Here is a 13,951-nt window from a genome sequence, read left to right on the forward strand (position 1 = left end):
CACCCTACGGGCGGTGGCCGGCGAGGGATCTTCGCTCAGCAGGTCCGCCGGCACCGGGCCGACGGGCCGGTAGACCCAAGGCAGCAGAAAGGGCCGGTCCTGACGGACCGGCCCTGCTGCATCGGCGGGGACTCCCGCGGCGACTCAGGCGTTGGGGCGCTTGCCGTGGTTGGCGGCGCCAGCCTTGCGAGCCCGACGCTTGCGACCGCGCTTGCTCATGGTGCTCTCCTGCTCTATGGACGATCGAGACGGTCCATGGTCCCACAGCGGCCCGGTGCACCCGGCGCACGCGGCGCGGGGAGGCCTGGGCCGCTCGGTGCCGAGCGGGCGGCCCGGCCCAGCCGGTCCGGGCCGGCCGGGGCTACTCCCCGGCGCGGACCCCGTTGGCGCTCAGCACGGTCAGCTGCGCGACCACCCGGAGGCGCAGGGAGCTCGGTGCCACCTCCGCGCAGGACCGGCGCACCATCTCCCGGATGTGCTGCTCCGCGTGGGCCGCCTCGGTGCAGGTCGGGCAGGTGGCGATGTGCCGCCGGAACCGGGTGCAGTCGCCGTCGTCCACCTCGTCGTCGAGGAACTCGAAGAGATGGTCCAGCAGCTCGTCGCAGGTGCAGCTGTCGGCGTCGGCGCCGACCCGCTCGGTCACCGACTCCTCCGCACGTGCGGCCAGCCCCATCCGGTCGGCCTCCGTCTCGCGTCCTTCAGCGGTCATGCCTTGGCCTCCGTGGCCTCCGTGCGCAGCCCCAGCTCCCGAGCGTGGTCGACGAGGAGCTCTCGGAGCTGGCGGCGCCCCCGGTGCAGCCGGGACATGACGGTCCCGATGGGGGTGCCCATGATCTCGGCGATCTCCTTGTACGCGAAGCCCTCGACGTCGGCGAGGTAGACGGCGATCCGGAAGTCCTCCGGGAGCTGGTTCAGCGCGTCCTTGATCTCCGAGTCCGGCAGCTGGTCCAGGGCCTCGGTCTCCGCCGACCGCAGCCCGCTCGAGGTGTGCGAGGCGGCCCGGTGGATCTGCCAGTCCTCCACCGAGTCGGCGTCGGACTGCTGGGGCTCGCGCTGCTTCTTGCGGTAGGTGTTGATGAAGGAGTTGGTGAGGATCCGGTAGAGCCAGGCCTTGAGGTTGGTGCCGGGCCGGTACTGGTGGAACGCGGCGAAGGCCTTGGCGAAGGTCTCCTGCACCAGGTCCTCGGCGTCGGCGGGGTTGCGCGTCATGCGCATGGCGGCGCCGTAGAGCTGGTCCAGATACGGCAGGGCCTCCCGCTCGAACCGCACCGACCGCTCGACGTCAGACTCGTCGTCGGGGGCGCGGACGAGGTCGCCCTCGTGGCTCTCGGTCATCACCCACGAGCCTAGCCCGGCAGCGCCCGGGGCGAACCCCCAGGGTGCGGCCGGCGGCGGAGCGAGGACTGTCATGCCGGGTGCAACCGGCGGGTCGCCGTGATCATTCCGAGACCGCCGCGGTCGGGTCGGGTAGGTCGGGGCCCGCGGGGGCCGAGACCGCTGACCGGCAGGCCCTGTGCCGCGGGCCCTGACGACGGCGGCGGGCCGGGCCGGCTGGTCAGCGGTAGCCGGTGGGCAAGGCGGGGCCGGTCGCCCCGGTGGCGGGCGGAGCACGACGACGGCCGGCCCGGGCACCGGCCGACCGTTGCCCAGCTCCGCCGGTCTAGGCGGGGCCAGCCACGCCTGCTGATGCGAGACCCGTCCGGTGGGCCGGAACGCTCGCCGCAGACCCGCTGGTGCGGTAGCAATGGTCTATGAACCTCACACGACGCATCGCCCGTCCCATGCTTGCCTCTGTCTTCGTCGCCGACGGCGTCGACGCCCTGCTCCACCCGGACGCGCACGTGGCGCAGTTCAAGAAGGTGACGCCGCTGCTGGAGAAGGCCGGCCTGCCGCCCGTGCTCACCTCCGACGCCAAGATGCTCACCCGCGTCCTCGGCGGGGTCACCGCCGTGTCCGGACTGATGCTGGCCACCGGCCGGAACCCGCGGTCCGCCGCCCTGACGCTCGCCCTGGTCAACGTCCCGCTCACGGTCGTCAACAACCCGGTGTGGGCGGCGAACGGCCCCCAGCAGCGCAAGCAGTTCAGCTCCGGGCTGCTGCGCGGCGTCGGCCTCGGCGGCGGGCTCCTGCTGGCCGCCAAGGACCTGGCCGGCAAGCCCTCCTGGGGGTGGCGGTGGAGCAACGCCCGCGAGCACGCCGTGGAGGTCCGGGAGGCCCGGGCAGCCGCCAAGGCCAAGTACAAGGGCTGACCCGAGCCGCCCGGATCACCTGCCCGGCCCACTCCCCGGTGAGGCTCGTGCGCGCCTTCTCGCGCGCCACCCCCGTCGGCCCGACCTCGGCTCAGCCCCTCAGCAGCCACCCGCCGACGTCGGCGGTCGAGTCCCCTCCAGGCGGTCGAACCCCGTCCAGAGCCGTCCCCGACGGCTGGTGGGGCTGGTCGGCGGCCACCGCCGGGCGTACGGTCCAAGCAACGACCAACGTCCCGAGCAGGATCCCGGACGACCAGCAGGGAGTTCCGATGGGCTTCGACCAGTACCACGAGCCGGCCGAGGAGCTGTCGGCCGAGACGCGCACCTTCGCGCGGATGTGCGCCAACCTGACCGAGGAGGCCGAGGCCATCGGCTGGTACGAGCAGCGGCTGTCCCTCGAGCCGGACGGGGAGTCCCGAGCGGTGATGCTCGACTCCCTGGGCGAGGAGTACAAGCACTTCGCCATGGACCTGGAGTTCCTGTTCCGCCGTAAGCCGCAGTGGCGGGAGATCGCCCGCGGGATCCTGTTCCAGGACGGCGACATCGTCGCGCACGGCGAGACCGCCGAGGCAGCGGCCACCGGGGCCGGCGGCGGCGGCGAAGCCGGCCCCGGCCCCGCGGACGGGACGCTCGGCATCGGCAGCCTGAAGGGACAGGGACTGTGAGCACCACCCACCTGCTGCGCTCGCGGGCCCCGATCACCGACGCCGGCTGGGCGCAGCTAGACGCGGAGGCCAGGGAGCGCCTGGTCGCGGCGCTCGGGGCGCGGAAGCTCGTCGAGTTCGCCGGCCCGTTCGGCTGGGCCTACTCCGCGACCAACCTGGGCCGGAGCGAGACGGTCGGGCAGGCCCCGGTCGACGGGGTGCAGGCGCGCCGCCGCCGGGTGCTGCCGCTGACCGAGGTGCGGGTGCCGTTCACGCTCAGCCGGGACGAGGTGCTCAACGTCGACCGGGGCGCGGTCGACGTCGACCTGGACAACCTGGACGACGCCGCCGTGCGGATGGCGACCGCGGAGAACACCGCCGTGTTCCACGGCTGGCCGGCGGCCGGCATCACCGGGATCGCGGAAGCCTCCCCGCACGGCCCGATCCCTCCCGTGCTGGACGTCAACGACTACCCCAAGCGGGTGGCCAAGGCGGTCGAGGTCCTGCTGAGCAACGGGATCGGCGGCCCGTACGGGCTGGCGCTCAGCCCGGCGGACTACACCTCGGTGACCGAGACCGCCGAGCACGGCGGGTACCCGCTGTTCGACCACCTGCGCAAGATCCTCGCCGGCCCGATCGTCTGGGTGCCGGGGGTCCAGGGCGCCGTCGTGCTGAGCATCCGGGGCGACGACTTCCTGTTCGAGTCGGGGGAGGACCTCGCCCTGGGGTACGACGGTCACGACGGCGATCAGCTGCGGCTCTACCTCGAGCAGTCGTTCAGCTTCCGGGTGGCCACGCCCGAGGCCGCCGTCGCCCTCGTCGCGGGCTGAGCAGACGGGCCGGGCACTACCCTCGCTGCCATGACGCCCTGGCCCGCCCCGCTCGCCCCGGGACCGCTGGACGCGACCGTCACGGTCCCCGGCTCGAAGTCGCTGACCAACCGCTACCTCGTGCTGGCGGCCCTGGCCGAGGGGCCCACCGAGCTCGTCCGGCCGCTGCTCTCCCGGGACACCGAGCTCATGGTCGCGGCGCTGCGGGCCCTGGGCGCGAAGGTGAGCACCGGGACCGGCGCCGCCACGGACCCAGGTGGCGACGCCGCGGACCCCGACGCCGAGGTCCTGCGGGTCACCCCCGGCCCGCTGCGCGGGCCGGCCCGGGTCGACTGCGGGCTCGCCGGGACCGTCATGCGGTTCGTGCCCGCGCTCGCGGCGCTCGCCGACGGCGACGTGCACCTGGACGGCGACCCCCGCGCCCGCGAGCGCCCGATGGACCCGGTGGTCCGGGCCCTGCGCGACCTCGGCGCCGACATCGACGCGACCACCGACGGCGCCGGCCGGGCGGTGCTGCCGCTCACCGTGCACGGCACCGGCGGGCTGACCGGCGGCAGCGTCGACGTCGACGCCTCCGCCTCCAGCCAGTTCGTCTCCGCGCTGCTGCTGGCCGCCCCCGCCTTCGCCGACGGGGTGGACGTGCGCCACACCGGCCCAACCCTGCCCTCCCTGCCGCACATCGCCATGACCGTCGCCGTCCTGCGCGAGCGGGGCGTGACGGTGACCGAGCTAACCGCCGACGGCGCCGTCGTCGGGCCGGGCAGCGAGCTCGCCCCCACCCGCTGGCAGGTCTCCCCCGGCCCGGTGGCCGGCGGCCGGGTGGTCGTCGAGCCGGACCTGTCCAACGCCGGCCCGTTCCTGGCCGCCGCCCTCGCCGCCGGCGGCACCGTGCGGGTGCCCCGCTGGCCCGCGCAGACCACCCAGGCCGGCGACGCCCTCCCCGACCTCCTGGCGCAGATGGGCGCCACCGTCGTCCGGGAGGCCGGCACCCTCGCGGTGACCGGTCCGGCCGACGGGCAGATCCGCGGCCTGGACGCCGACCTGCACGACATCGGCGAGCTCACCCCCACCGTCGCCGCACTGGCCGCCCTGGCCACCAGCCCGTCCCGGCTGCACGGCGTGGGCCACCTCCGCGGCCACGAGACCGACCGGCTCGCCGCCCTCGTCGCCGAGATCAACCGGCTCGGCGGCCAGGCCCGGGAGACCGCCGACGGCCTAGAGATCGACCCGGCGCCGCTGCACGGCGCCGTCGTGGAGAGCTACCACGACCACCGGATGGCCACCTTCGGCGCCATCGTCGGCCTGCGGGTGCCGGGGGTCAGCGTGGTGGACGTGGCGACGACGGCGAAGACCCTGCCGGACTTCCCCGGCATGTGGCGGGCCATGCTCAGCGCCGGCCCGGACCGGTCGCCGGCCGGGGCCCGGGCCTGACGGGCGAGGCGGCGGTGCCGGGCGTCGTGCGAGCACCGGGCGTGGACCGGGCCTCGGACATCAGGCGGGTGCCGGGCCTGGTCCGGGTGCCGGGCGTGGTCTGGCCACCGGACGTGGGCCGGGCGCCGGACGTGCGCCGAGCACCGGGCGGGGCGGCGGCGCGGTGACGCCCCGGGACACCGGCACCGACGACGACCGGGTGCGGGTGCGGGCCAACCCGCGCGGCACCCGGCCCCGGACCAAGAACCGGCCGGCGCACGCCGACGCCGTCGGCGCCATGGTCCTGGCCGTGGACCGCGGCCGCTACCAGCTCCTGACCGACGACGGCACCCTGGTGGTGGGCATGAAGGCCCGCGAGCTCGGCCGGGGCGCGCGCGGCGCCGTCGTCGTCGGGGACCGCGTCGGCGTGGTGGGCGACGTCAGCGGCCGGCCGGGCACCCTGGCCCGGATCGTCCGGGTCGCCGAGCGCACCTCGGTGCTGCGCCGGTCCGCCGAGGACGACGAGGCCGCCGTCGAGCGGGTCATCGTGGCCAACGCCGACCAGCTCCTCATCGTCACCGCGCTGGCCGACCCGGAGCCGCGGCCGCGGATGGTGGACCGGTGCCTGGTCGCCGCCTACGACGCCGGCATGGAGCCGGTGCTGTGCCTGACCAAGGCCGACCTCGCCGACCCGGCCCCGTTCCTGGCCCGGTACGCCCCGCTGCACGTGCCCGCGCTGACCACCGCGCTGGCGGACGGGCAGGTCCGCGGGCTGGACGCCGTGCGGGAGCGGCTGGCCGGGCGCACCTCGGTGCTCATCGGCCACTCCGGGGTCGGGAAGTCCACGCTGGTCAACGCGCTGGTGCCGGCGGCCGGCCGGGCCACCGGGGACGTCAACGTGGTCACCGGCCGCGGCCGGCACACCTCCTCCTCCGCGGTCGCCCTCGCGCTGCCCGACGGCGGGTGGGTCATCGACACCCCGGGCGTGCGCTCGTTCGGGCTCAGCCACGTCGACGCCGACAGCCTGCTGCGCGCCTTCCCGGACTTGGCCGCCGTCGCGGCGGACTGCCCGCGCGGGTGCACCCACGCCGCCGACGCCCCGGACTGCGCGCTGGACGAGTGGGTGGCCGACGGCCGCGCCGGGCCGGCCGGCACCGCCCGCCTGGAGTCCTTCCGCCGGCTGCTGGCGGCGCGGACCGGGACCGACGCCTGACCGCGGGCCGGGGCGATACGGTGCCGGGCATGACCCGTGCGAGCCGCTACACCGACGACCTGCGCCTCGCGCACGTCATCGCCGACCAGGTCGACGGCCAGACGATGGCCCGCTTCGGCGCCCAGGACCTGCGGGTGGAGACGAAGCCGGACCTGACGCCGGTCACCGACGCGGACCGCTCCGCGGAGGAGATCATCCGCGGCCAGCTGGGCCGGACCCGGCAGCGGGACGCGATCGTCGGGGAGGAGTTCGGCAGCACCGGCCACTCCTCGCGCCAGTGGGTTCTCGACCCCATCGACGGGACCAAGAACTTCGTCCGCGGCGTGCCGGTGTGGGCCACGCTCATCGGCCTGGTGGAGGACGGGGAGGCGGTGCTCGGCGTCGTCTCCGCCCCCGCCCTGAACCGGCGGTGGTGGGCCGCGAAGGGCGCCGGCGCCTGGACCGGCCGGTCCCTCTCCGCGGCGCGCCAGCTGCACGTCTCGGCGGTGGCCGACCTGGCCGACGCCTCGCTGAGCTACTCCAGCCTGGACGGCTGGGCCGAGCGGGGCAGCCTGCGCGCCTTCCTCGGCCTGGCCCAGCAGGTGTGGCGCACCCGGGCCTACGGGGACTTCTGGTCCTACATGCTCGTGGCCGAGGGCGCCGTCGACGTCGCCTGCGAGCCGGACCTCCAGCTCTACGACATGGCGGCCCTCGTCCCGGTCGTGACCGAGGCGGGCGGCCGGTTCACCGGTCTGGACGGCGCGGACGGCCCGTGGAGCGGCAGCGCCGTCGCCAGCAACGGGGTGCTGCACGAGGCGGTGCTGCGCCAGCTGACCGGCGAGGTCGACTGACCGCCCGGCGTCGGCGTCAGCTGCGGTCAGGCCCGCACCTGTCGCCAGCTATGCCCAGAGCCCACGTGCCTGCGAGCACCCGGCCAGCCCGTCTCCCCGCGCGCAGCGAGCCTTGGACACGCCGGCACGCAGCCGGGAACAACGCGTCCGTGTCGCGGTCGCCCGGTTCTTCCGGGACGCGACCGCCCGGGGCGAGCAGGCCGTGTCGGATCCTGAGTGTTTCGCCCGACTCGCTGACCCGCAACTACTTGGCGGCGCGCTGGTCCCACCGTCACCAGCCGGGCAGTCTTCGACGGCGTCACCTCCTTCGTGCCCGCGGGCGAGGGTGGTACGAACGCAGCACCCCGCGGATACGCGGCGAGCTGACCGGTCGCGGGGTCATCGGGAACCGGTGCGCACCTACCGAGTAAGGGGATCACACTTGACCCACGGTGACTTGCTCGGCGGGGTCCGGCAAGGGCGGACCGGTCAGCATCCGACGAGTCGTCGACCGGCCCATCCCCGTCACCCAGATCACCTCGTCGAGGATCTCCGCTTTCTCAGCCTTGCTCGCTCCCCGGTACGCGGTACGGAGCTTGTTCGTCACACGAAGCCTCGCGGCCATCGATGTCTTGCCTTCCACATCAGGCAAGCATCGCGCTCAAAGAATCTGAGGCACCAACCCCGCCCACGCGCTCAAACTAGATGAGGCACGTCGAGCCCTTGCAGGACACCACGGGTCCTGGTAGCGTCGCACGCCAACGGAAAGCTGATACGAACTTGGGCGAAGAACATCGGAACTAGAAGAACATCGGAACTATGAGACGACGGACGAAGGCCGTGTCAGTGCTTGCCATCGGACTGCTGATGGCTGGCGTTGTGGGATGCTCCGGGTCCGAGACTCCCCCGGAAGCATCCGCGACACCCTCCGCCGCCGAGACTCCAGCGTCCCCAGCGTCATCCACCGATCCGGAGACCGAGACCTACCTCAGTTTCGACCCGGATCTGATCGCCGAGTTCCTCGAAGAGCGTGATCGCGAAGCCCCGGGGGACACGCACCTCAGCCGACGCCTGATCGCCGAGGAATTTTCAGGATCGCAGACGTTCGATCTGCCACCCGTCGGGACCGAGATCGTCAACTACCGAGCTACCGTCGTCTGTCGCTCTGACAACTCTTCGAGCGATTTTGACACAATCGACGTCAAATTCGAGACGTCTTCCACCGAGCTGATCGGCATCCGCGGACAGGCGTGCGGGACTCTCTCCGTGCCGACCATCGAACCGCCCGATGGGCTCATCCGTGATCCAGGCATCACGGCCATCCACGTCACAGCCCCTGCCTCGACTCAGATCGTGCTCATCGTGCACGAACTCGCCGGAGAATCACAGTAGGAGGGATGCAGTGAGGGTCCATTGATGGGCCTTTCTCGTCCCGTGCCAGAACGTCACGGTTGCGCAGGAACCTCGATCGACATCACGCAGTTCTTCAACCCTTTGGGCCGGACGTAGGTGAAGCCGAGTCGTTCGTAGAGCCGGCGGGTGCCGTTGTAGAGGAATGACGAGGACATCTTCTTGGTCTGGTCTGTCAGGTCGTGCGGATAGGCCTCCACCGCACCGCCACCGGCCCGCGCGATGAGGTCGAGGGCGCCCCGGATCGCGAGCTCGGTGATGCCCCGGCGGCGGTACCTCTTGTCCACGAAGACGCACGTGATCCGGTAGTCCGGGTCGCCGTCCTTCTCGGCGTCGTACTGCTTGCGATGGTGAATGTTCGGCAGCTCGGTCGGCGGGCCGTACTCCGCCCACGCGATCGCCTGCTCGCCGTCCATCACCAGCGCCGCATGAGCCTGCCCGGCCTCGACCAGCCGCTTCTTCATCATGCGGTTGCCCTCATACCCCGGCTCCCGGTCGGCACGATCGGGGTGGAAGTAGGAGCACCAGCACCCGCCGAAGATCCCGTTGTGCCGCTCCACCAGACCCGCAAACGCCTCCCACGTGCGTGGGCTCAGCGGTTCGATCCGGTAGCCGTCCACGGCGTGCGCCTGGCTGCTCATGACCGGACAGGACTGGTTACGGACGGTCCGCGGCCGGGTCCAGCAGACCGCCGGTGCCCACGGTGCGTCCCGGAGCGGACCCGCACATGGGAACCGTCGAAGCACCACGTCTCGATGGCCTCGATGCTCTCCCGGTCGGCGCGGTCGAACGGGACGTCCACGTCGAGAGCGAGCGGGTCGCCCGATGCGTCTGCGCAGGAGCCGCCGAGAGAGACGACGTTGTTCACGATGACCTTCCGCAGCGCGACGACCTCCTTCATCGTTCGGTCGTGAGTGGGCGTGATGCCGGAGCCCCCGCTAGGCCCAAGGTCTGCGGAGCTCGGACCTCTCAGTGCTCAGGCGAGGCGATCGCCCGGCCCCAGCGCCGCGCGCACCGCCGCGACGAGCGAGAGCAGGCGGGCCGAGCCGGGCAGGTCCTCCACCAGCACGACCTGCTCGGCGCCGTCGGCCAGCGGCAGCCGCCAGTTGGGGTACTCGGTGTCGGTGCCGGGCTGGTTCTGCGCGCGCCGCTCCCCGACGGCGTCCGTGAGGGAGACCCCGACCAGCACCGCCGGGGTGGCCACGACGTAGGCGTGCAGGGCCTCGACCAGCTCCCGCTCGGTCGGGTCCGCCCCCACCAGGCCGTGCTCGCGCAGCCGCTCGGTCATCCGCTCGCGCTCGGTGCGGGCCTCCGCCCGCACCTGCGCCACCGGCGCGGTGAGCAGCCCGAGCCGCTCCCGCAGGTCCACGTGCTCCTCGGCCAGGTACCCCGCCACCGGCGGGAGGTCGTGGGTGTCGACGGTGGCCAGGACGAGCTCGCGGTAGTCCTGCGGCTGCAGCGGCCAGCCGGCCTCGTCCTTCTCGAACCACAGCACCGAGGTGCCCAGCACCCCCCGCTCGGCGAGGTAGCCGCGCACCCACGGCTCCACGGTGCCCAGGTCCTCGCCGATGACGACGGCGCCGGCCCGGGCGGCCTCGAGCGCCAGCACCCCGACCATCGCCTCGTGGTCGTAGCGCACGTAGGTCCCGTCCTCGGCGCCCATCCCGTCCGGGATCCACCACAGCCGGAACAGGCCCATGATGTGGTCCACCCGGAGCGCCCCGGCGTGCCGCAGCACCGTGCGGGCCATCTGCCGCAGCGGCGCGTAGGCGGACCGGGCCAGGACGTCCGGCCGCCACGGCGGCTGGTGCCAGTTCTGGCCCTGCTGGTTGTACATGTCCGGCGGCGCGCCCACCCCGATGCCCCGGGCGAACGCGTCCCGGTCGGCCCAGGCGTCGGCGCTGTCCGGGTGGACCCCGACGGCCAGGTCGTGCATCACCCCCAGACCCATGCCGGCGTCCCGGGCGGCGCGCTGGGCGCGGGCGAGCTGCTCGTCCGCCACCCACTGCAGCCACACGTAGAAGTCGACCCGGTCGGCGAGCTCGCGGCGCTGCCGGGCCACGAACGGGGAACGGACGTCGCGGAGCTCGGCCGGCCAGGGCTGGCCGGCGTAGCGCTCCTGCAGCGCGCACCACAGCGCGAAGTCCGCCAGGCCCTGCCCCTCCTCGGTGTGGAAGGCGTCGAGCGAGCGCTGCCGGGACCGGCTCCGCGGCGCGGCGTGGATGACCTCCAGCGCCTGCCGCTTCGCCGCCCAGGCCGCGTCCCGGTCCAGCGGGGCGTTGGTGGTGTTGGCCGGCCGGACCTCCTGCGCCGCCCACTCCACCAGGGCCCGCTCGGGGCCGCTGAGGTAGGCGGTCTCGCGGATGTCCTCGGGTCGGACGTAGAGCGGGTTGACGAACCGCCGGCTCACCGGCAGGTAGGGCGAGGGCGTCATCGGCCCGACCGGCTCGGCGGCGTGCAGGGGGTTGATGAGCAGGAAGTCGGCGCCGACCTCGCCGAAGAAGCTGGTCAGCTCGGCCAGGTCGGCGAGGTCGCCGATCCCCCAGGACCGGCGGGACCGGACCGAGTACAGCTGGGCCATCACCCCCCAGCCCCGGCCGGTGGCCAGGGCCGGACGGGGCAGCCGGTCCGGCGTGACGGCGAGGGCCGTGGTCGCGACGGCCGAGACGCCGCCGTCGGGGCCGGCCGGGGCGCCGCCGTCGTCCGCACCCGCGGCACCGCCGCCGACGACGGCCCGGACCTCGTGCCAGCCCAGCGGCAGGTCGGCGGGCAGCACGAAGGTCGCCCGGCCGGTCAGCACCCCGTCGACGTCCCGCGGCGGCACCCAGGCGTCGCGCTGCACCAGCTCCCGGGTGCCGCCGTCCTCCAGGTGGACCCGGACGGACACGGCAGCGCCGTCGGGCACGTGGACCGGCAGGTCGTGCTCGCGGCCCTGGCGCACCACGACGGACGGCGGCAGGGTCGCCCGCCAGGGGTCCAGGTCGACGTCGGCCAGGGCGGCGGCGACCTCGTCCTCGGTCCGTGCCGGCACGCCGAGGGCGGCGAGCACCGCGCGGATGGTGCCGGCGCCGACCTGCCGGTGCCGGCCGGTGTAGTCGGTGAACTCGGTGGCCACCCCGAGCGAGCGGGCGAGCCGGCGGAGGGAGTCGGTGGGGGCCTCGGCCGGCGCCGCGGTGGTGGTCATCGTGCTCCTTGCTGGCAGGCGCGGGCGCGGCCCGTCTCGGCGGGCGGCCAGGGGGCCGGGGGCGGGTTGGTCAGAGCAGGCGGGAGATCTGGTCGGCCAGGTCGTCGGCCTCCGGGCCGACGACGACCTGGACGACCCGGCCGGCGCGGACGACGCCGAAGGCACCGGCGGTCTTGAGGTCGCGCTCGCCGACGGCGGCGGGGTCGCGCACCTCCACCCGGAGCCGGGTGATGCACGGCTCGACCTCGACGATGTTCCCGGCGCCGCCCAGCGCGTTCAGGATCGCCTCCGGCTTGCTCATGACACTCCTTCGTCTGGGTGGTCGCCCGGCCTCGCGAGGCCCGGCCCTCTGCCGCCGAGCCTACCGGCGCGGGGGCGGCGGGCACGTGGTGGACGGCCCGGCGTCGGCCGGCACGGCCGGCCGCCCCCTCGGTCCCGGGCCGACCCGCCGCCCGCGCGGCATGATGTCCTGTAGCCGTCCGACGAGGAGGAACATGCGCATCGACGACCAGCCCACCACAGCCGACCCCCGCACCCTGCAGGGCGTCGGCGTCAGTCCCGGGCTGGCCGCCGGCCCGGTGGTGCTGCTCGCGCCGCCGCCGGGCGAGCCCGCCGCCGAGCCGCTGGCCGAAGGCGCCGACGTCGAGGCCGAGGCGGCGCGCATCCGCCCGGCCGCGGAGCAGGTGGCGGCTGCCCTCACCGCCGCGGCCGCGTCGGTCACCGGCGAGCGGCGGGACCTGCTCGAGACCACCGCCCAGATGGCGCAGGACCCGAGCCTGGTCAAGACCGCCGCGAAGCGGGTCCGCACCGACCGGCTCACCGCCCCCCGCGCCGTCTGGGAGGCGGCCGCCACGGTCGCCGAGCAGCTGCGGGCCCTCGGCGGGTACATGGCCGAGCGGGCCCGCGACGTCGCCGACGTGCGGGACCGCCTCATCGCCGAGCTCACCGGCGCGCCGGTCCCGGGCGTGCCGCGCGGCGTCGACCCGTTCGTCCTCGTCGCCACCGACCTGGCCCCGGCCGACACCGCCCTGCTCGACCCGGCCCAGGTCCGCGCCATCGTCACCGCCGAGGGCGGCCCCACCTCGCACACCGCGATCCTGGCCCGGGCGCTGGGCATCCCCGCCGTCGTCGGCGTCACTGGCGCCCCGACGGCGCTGCCGGCCGGCGCCGTCGTGCTGGTGGACGGCAGCGCCGGCACCGTGCGGACCGACCCCGGCCCCGAGGAGCTGGCCGCGGCCGAGCGCCGCGCCACCCTCGAGCGCACCTTCACCCCGCCCGGCCGCACCGCCGACGGCCACCCGGTCCAGCTGCTCGCGAACGTCGGGGACCCGGCGGCCGCCGCCGGGGCCGCGGCCGCCGGTGCCGAGGGCGTGGGCCTGTTCCGCACCGAGTTCTGCTTCCTGGACCGGGCGCAGGAGCCCGGTGTGGCCGAGCAGGTGGCGGCCTACCGGGCGGTGCTGACGCACTTCCCGGGCAAGAAGGTCGTCGTCCGCACCCTCGACGCCGGCGCGGACAAGCCGCTGCCCTTCGTCACCGCCGACGACGAGCCGAACCCGGCCCTGGGCGTGCGGGGCCTGCGCACCGCCCGGCGGGCGCCGGAGGTGCTCGACCACCAGCTCCAGGCGATCGCCGAGGCGGCCGGCGCCGAGCAGGCGGAGGTGTGGGTGATGGCCCCGATGGTGGCCACCGCCCAGGAGACCGAGGACTTCGTGGCCGCCTGCGCCCGGCACGGGCTGCCCACCGCCGGGGTGATGGTCGAGACGCCGGCCGCGGCGCTGCTGTCCGGGCCGGTCCTGGCCCGGGCCCACTTCGCCTCCATCGGCACCAACGACCTCACCCAGTACACGATGGCCGCGGACCGCATGCTCGGCTCCCTCGCCGAGCTCACCGACTCCTGGCAGCCGGCGGTGCTGCGCCTGATCTCGGCCACCTGCGCCGGCGGCGCCCAGCAGTCCCGCCCGGTCGGGGTCTGCGGGGAGGCGGCGGCGGACCCGGCGCTGGCCACGGTGCTCGTCGGGCTGGGCGTGTCCAGCCTGTCGATGACCCCGCGGGCGCTGGCCGACGTCGCCGCCGTGCTGGCCGCGACGGACCTGGCCACCTGCCGCCGGCTCGCCCAGCTGGCGGTGGACGCGGAGTCCGCCGCGGAGGCCCGCGCCCGGGTCCGGGCCGAGCTGCCGGTGCTCGCCGACCTCGGCCTGTGAG

At 74.7% G+C, this 13,951-nt stretch carries 15 protein-coding genes; 8 read left to right on the plus strand and 7 right to left on the minus strand.

Going from position 1 to position 13,951, the window contains the following annotated elements; all coding sequences use genetic code 11:
* Positions 1 to 144: 144 nt before the first annotated feature.
* The 3 genes from MF406_RS19135 to MF406_RS13765 form a co-directional block, all read right to left on the minus strand.
* Positions 145 to 219, minus strand: coding sequence for a 50S ribosomal protein bL37 (locus tag MF406_RS19135; RefSeq protein ID WP_371744670.1), 75 nt, complete (start codon positions 217 to 219; stop codon positions 145 to 147).
* Positions 220 to 361: 142 nt separating this feature from the next.
* Positions 362 to 709, minus strand: coding sequence for a mycothiol system anti-sigma-R factor (rsrA, locus tag MF406_RS13760; RefSeq protein ID WP_242894787.1), 348 nt, complete (start codon positions 707 to 709; stop codon positions 362 to 364).
* Positions 706 to 1,410, minus strand: a complete 705-nt coding sequence (locus MF406_RS13765; protein ID WP_305852960.1) for a sigma-70 family RNA polymerase sigma factor — start codon at positions 1,408 to 1,410, stop codon at positions 706 to 708. Before MF406_RS13765 ends, rsrA begins: the two co-directional genes overlap by 4 nt.
* 341 nt (positions 1,411 to 1,751) lie before the next feature.
* On the opposite strand from MF406_RS13765, the gene MF406_RS13770 reads away from it, so the two are divergent.
* From MF406_RS13770 to hisN, 6 genes are all read left to right on the plus strand, one after another.
* Complete coding sequence (locus MF406_RS13770; protein ID WP_242894798.1) at positions 1,752 to 2,249, plus strand: DoxX family protein; 498 nt, start codon at positions 1,752 to 1,754, stop codon at positions 2,247 to 2,249.
* Between the two features lie 269 nt (positions 2,250 to 2,518).
* The gene (locus MF406_RS13775; RefSeq protein WP_242894800.1) at positions 2,519 to 2,914 is read left to right on the plus strand and encodes a hypothetical protein; all 396 of its coding nucleotides are present in this window, start codon (positions 2,519 to 2,521) and stop codon (positions 2,912 to 2,914) included.
* On the plus strand, positions 2,911 to 3,723 hold the full coding sequence (locus MF406_RS13780; protein ID WP_242894802.1) for a family 1 encapsulin nanocompartment shell protein: 813 nt from the start codon (positions 2,911 to 2,913) through the stop codon (positions 3,721 to 3,723). Before MF406_RS13775 ends, MF406_RS13780 begins: the two co-directional genes overlap by 4 nt.
* A gap of 30 nt (positions 3,724 to 3,753) precedes the next feature.
* Positions 3,754 to 5,154, plus strand: a complete 1,401-nt coding sequence (aroA, locus tag MF406_RS13785) for a 3-phosphoshikimate 1-carboxyvinyltransferase (protein ID WP_242894804.1) — start codon at positions 3,754 to 3,756, stop codon at positions 5,152 to 5,154.
* Positions 5,155 to 5,317: 163 nt separating this feature from the next.
* Entirely contained in the window at positions 5,318 to 6,346 is a 1,029-nt protein-coding gene (rsgA, locus tag MF406_RS13790) for a ribosome small subunit-dependent GTPase A (protein WP_242894805.1), read from the plus strand.
* A gap of 29 nt (positions 6,347 to 6,375) precedes the next feature.
* On the plus strand, positions 6,376 to 7,176 hold the full coding sequence (gene hisN, locus MF406_RS13795) for a histidinol-phosphatase (RefSeq protein WP_242894807.1): 801 nt from the start codon (positions 6,376 to 6,378) through the stop codon (positions 7,174 to 7,176).
* Positions 7,177 to 7,591: 415 nt separating this feature from the next.
* Here the strand turns inward: hisN and MF406_RS13800 are convergent, their stop codons facing one another.
* Entirely contained in the window at positions 7,592 to 7,762 is a 171-nt protein-coding gene (locus MF406_RS13800) for a hypothetical protein (protein ID WP_242894809.1), read from the minus strand.
* Positions 7,763 to 7,995: 233 nt separating this feature from the next.
* On the opposite strand from MF406_RS13800, the gene MF406_RS13805 reads away from it, so the two are divergent.
* The gene (locus MF406_RS13805; protein ID WP_242894811.1) at positions 7,996 to 8,547 is read left to right on the plus strand and encodes a hypothetical protein; all 552 of its coding nucleotides are present in this window, start codon (positions 7,996 to 7,998) and stop codon (positions 8,545 to 8,547) included.
* A 53-nt stretch (positions 8,548 to 8,600) separates the two neighbouring features.
* Here the strand turns inward: MF406_RS13805 and MF406_RS13810 are convergent, their stop codons facing one another.
* The 3 genes from MF406_RS13810 to MF406_RS13820 all read right to left on the minus strand — a co-directional run bounded on the left by MF406_RS13810 (position 8,601) and on the right by MF406_RS13820 (position 12,050).
* Positions 8,601 to 9,206 carry a GNAT family N-acetyltransferase gene (locus tag MF406_RS13810; protein ID WP_242894813.1) on the minus strand — a complete coding sequence of 202 codons (606 nt, stop codon included), beginning with the start codon at positions 9,204 to 9,206 and terminating at the stop codon, positions 8,601 to 8,603.
* A 335-nt stretch (positions 9,207 to 9,541) separates the two neighbouring features.
* Positions 9,542 to 11,749, minus strand: coding sequence for a 4-alpha-glucanotransferase (gene malQ / locus MF406_RS13815; protein WP_242894815.1), 2,208 nt, complete (start codon positions 11,747 to 11,749; stop codon positions 9,542 to 9,544).
* A 70-nt stretch (positions 11,750 to 11,819) separates the two neighbouring features.
* Positions 11,820 to 12,050 (minus strand): glucose PTS transporter subunit EIIB, encoded by a 231-nt coding sequence (locus MF406_RS13820; RefSeq protein WP_242894817.1) that lies wholly within the window; start codon positions 12,048 to 12,050, stop codon positions 11,820 to 11,822.
* Between the two features lie 193 nt (positions 12,051 to 12,243).
* On the opposite strand from MF406_RS13820, the gene ptsP reads away from it, so the two are divergent.
* Positions 12,244 to 13,950 (plus strand): phosphoenolpyruvate--protein phosphotransferase, encoded by a 1,707-nt coding sequence (gene ptsP / locus MF406_RS13825; RefSeq protein ID WP_242894819.1) that lies wholly within the window; start codon positions 12,244 to 12,246, stop codon positions 13,948 to 13,950.
* Position 13,951: the final 1 nt, after the last annotated feature.

It is taken from the genome of Georgenia sp. TF02-10 (assembly GCF_022759505.1).
Lineage (GTDB): Bacteria > Actinomycetota > Actinomycetes > Actinomycetales > Actinomycetaceae > TF02-10.

Excerpts from the sequence above, each read along its gene's own strand:
- rsrA (WP_242894787.1), bottom strand. The coding sequence starts at position 709 with ATGACCGCTGAAGGACGCGAGACGGAGGCCGACCGGATGGGGCTGGCC.
- MF406_RS13765 (WP_305852960.1), bottom strand. The coding sequence starts at position 1,410 with ATGACAGTCCTCGCTCCGCCGCCGGCCGCACCCTGGGGGTTCGCCCCG.
- MF406_RS13770 (WP_242894798.1), top strand. The coding sequence starts at position 1,752 with ATGAACCTCACACGACGCATCGCCCGTCCCATGCTTGCCTCTGTCTTC.
- MF406_RS13775 (WP_242894800.1), top strand. The coding sequence starts at position 2,519 with ATGGGCTTCGACCAGTACCACGAGCCGGCCGAGGAGCTGTCGGCCGAG.
- aroA (WP_242894804.1), top strand. The coding sequence starts at position 3,754 with ATGACGCCCTGGCCCGCCCCGCTCGCCCCGGGACCGCTGGACGCGACC.
- hisN (WP_242894807.1), top strand. The coding sequence starts at position 6,376 with ATGACCCGTGCGAGCCGCTACACCGACGACCTGCGCCTCGCGCACGTC.
- MF406_RS13810 (WP_242894813.1), bottom strand. The coding sequence starts at position 9,206 with ATGAGCAGCCAGGCGCACGCCGTGGACGGCTACCGGATCGAACCGCTG.
- malQ (WP_242894815.1), bottom strand. The coding sequence starts at position 11,749 with ATGACCACCACCGCGGCGCCGGCCGAGGCCCCCACCGACTCCCTCCGC.
- MF406_RS13820 (WP_242894817.1), bottom strand. The coding sequence starts at position 12,050 with ATGAGCAAGCCGGAGGCGATCCTGAACGCGCTGGGCGGCGCCGGGAAC.
- ptsP (WP_242894819.1), top strand. The coding sequence starts at position 12,244 with ATGCGCATCGACGACCAGCCCACCACAGCCGACCCCCGCACCCTGCAG.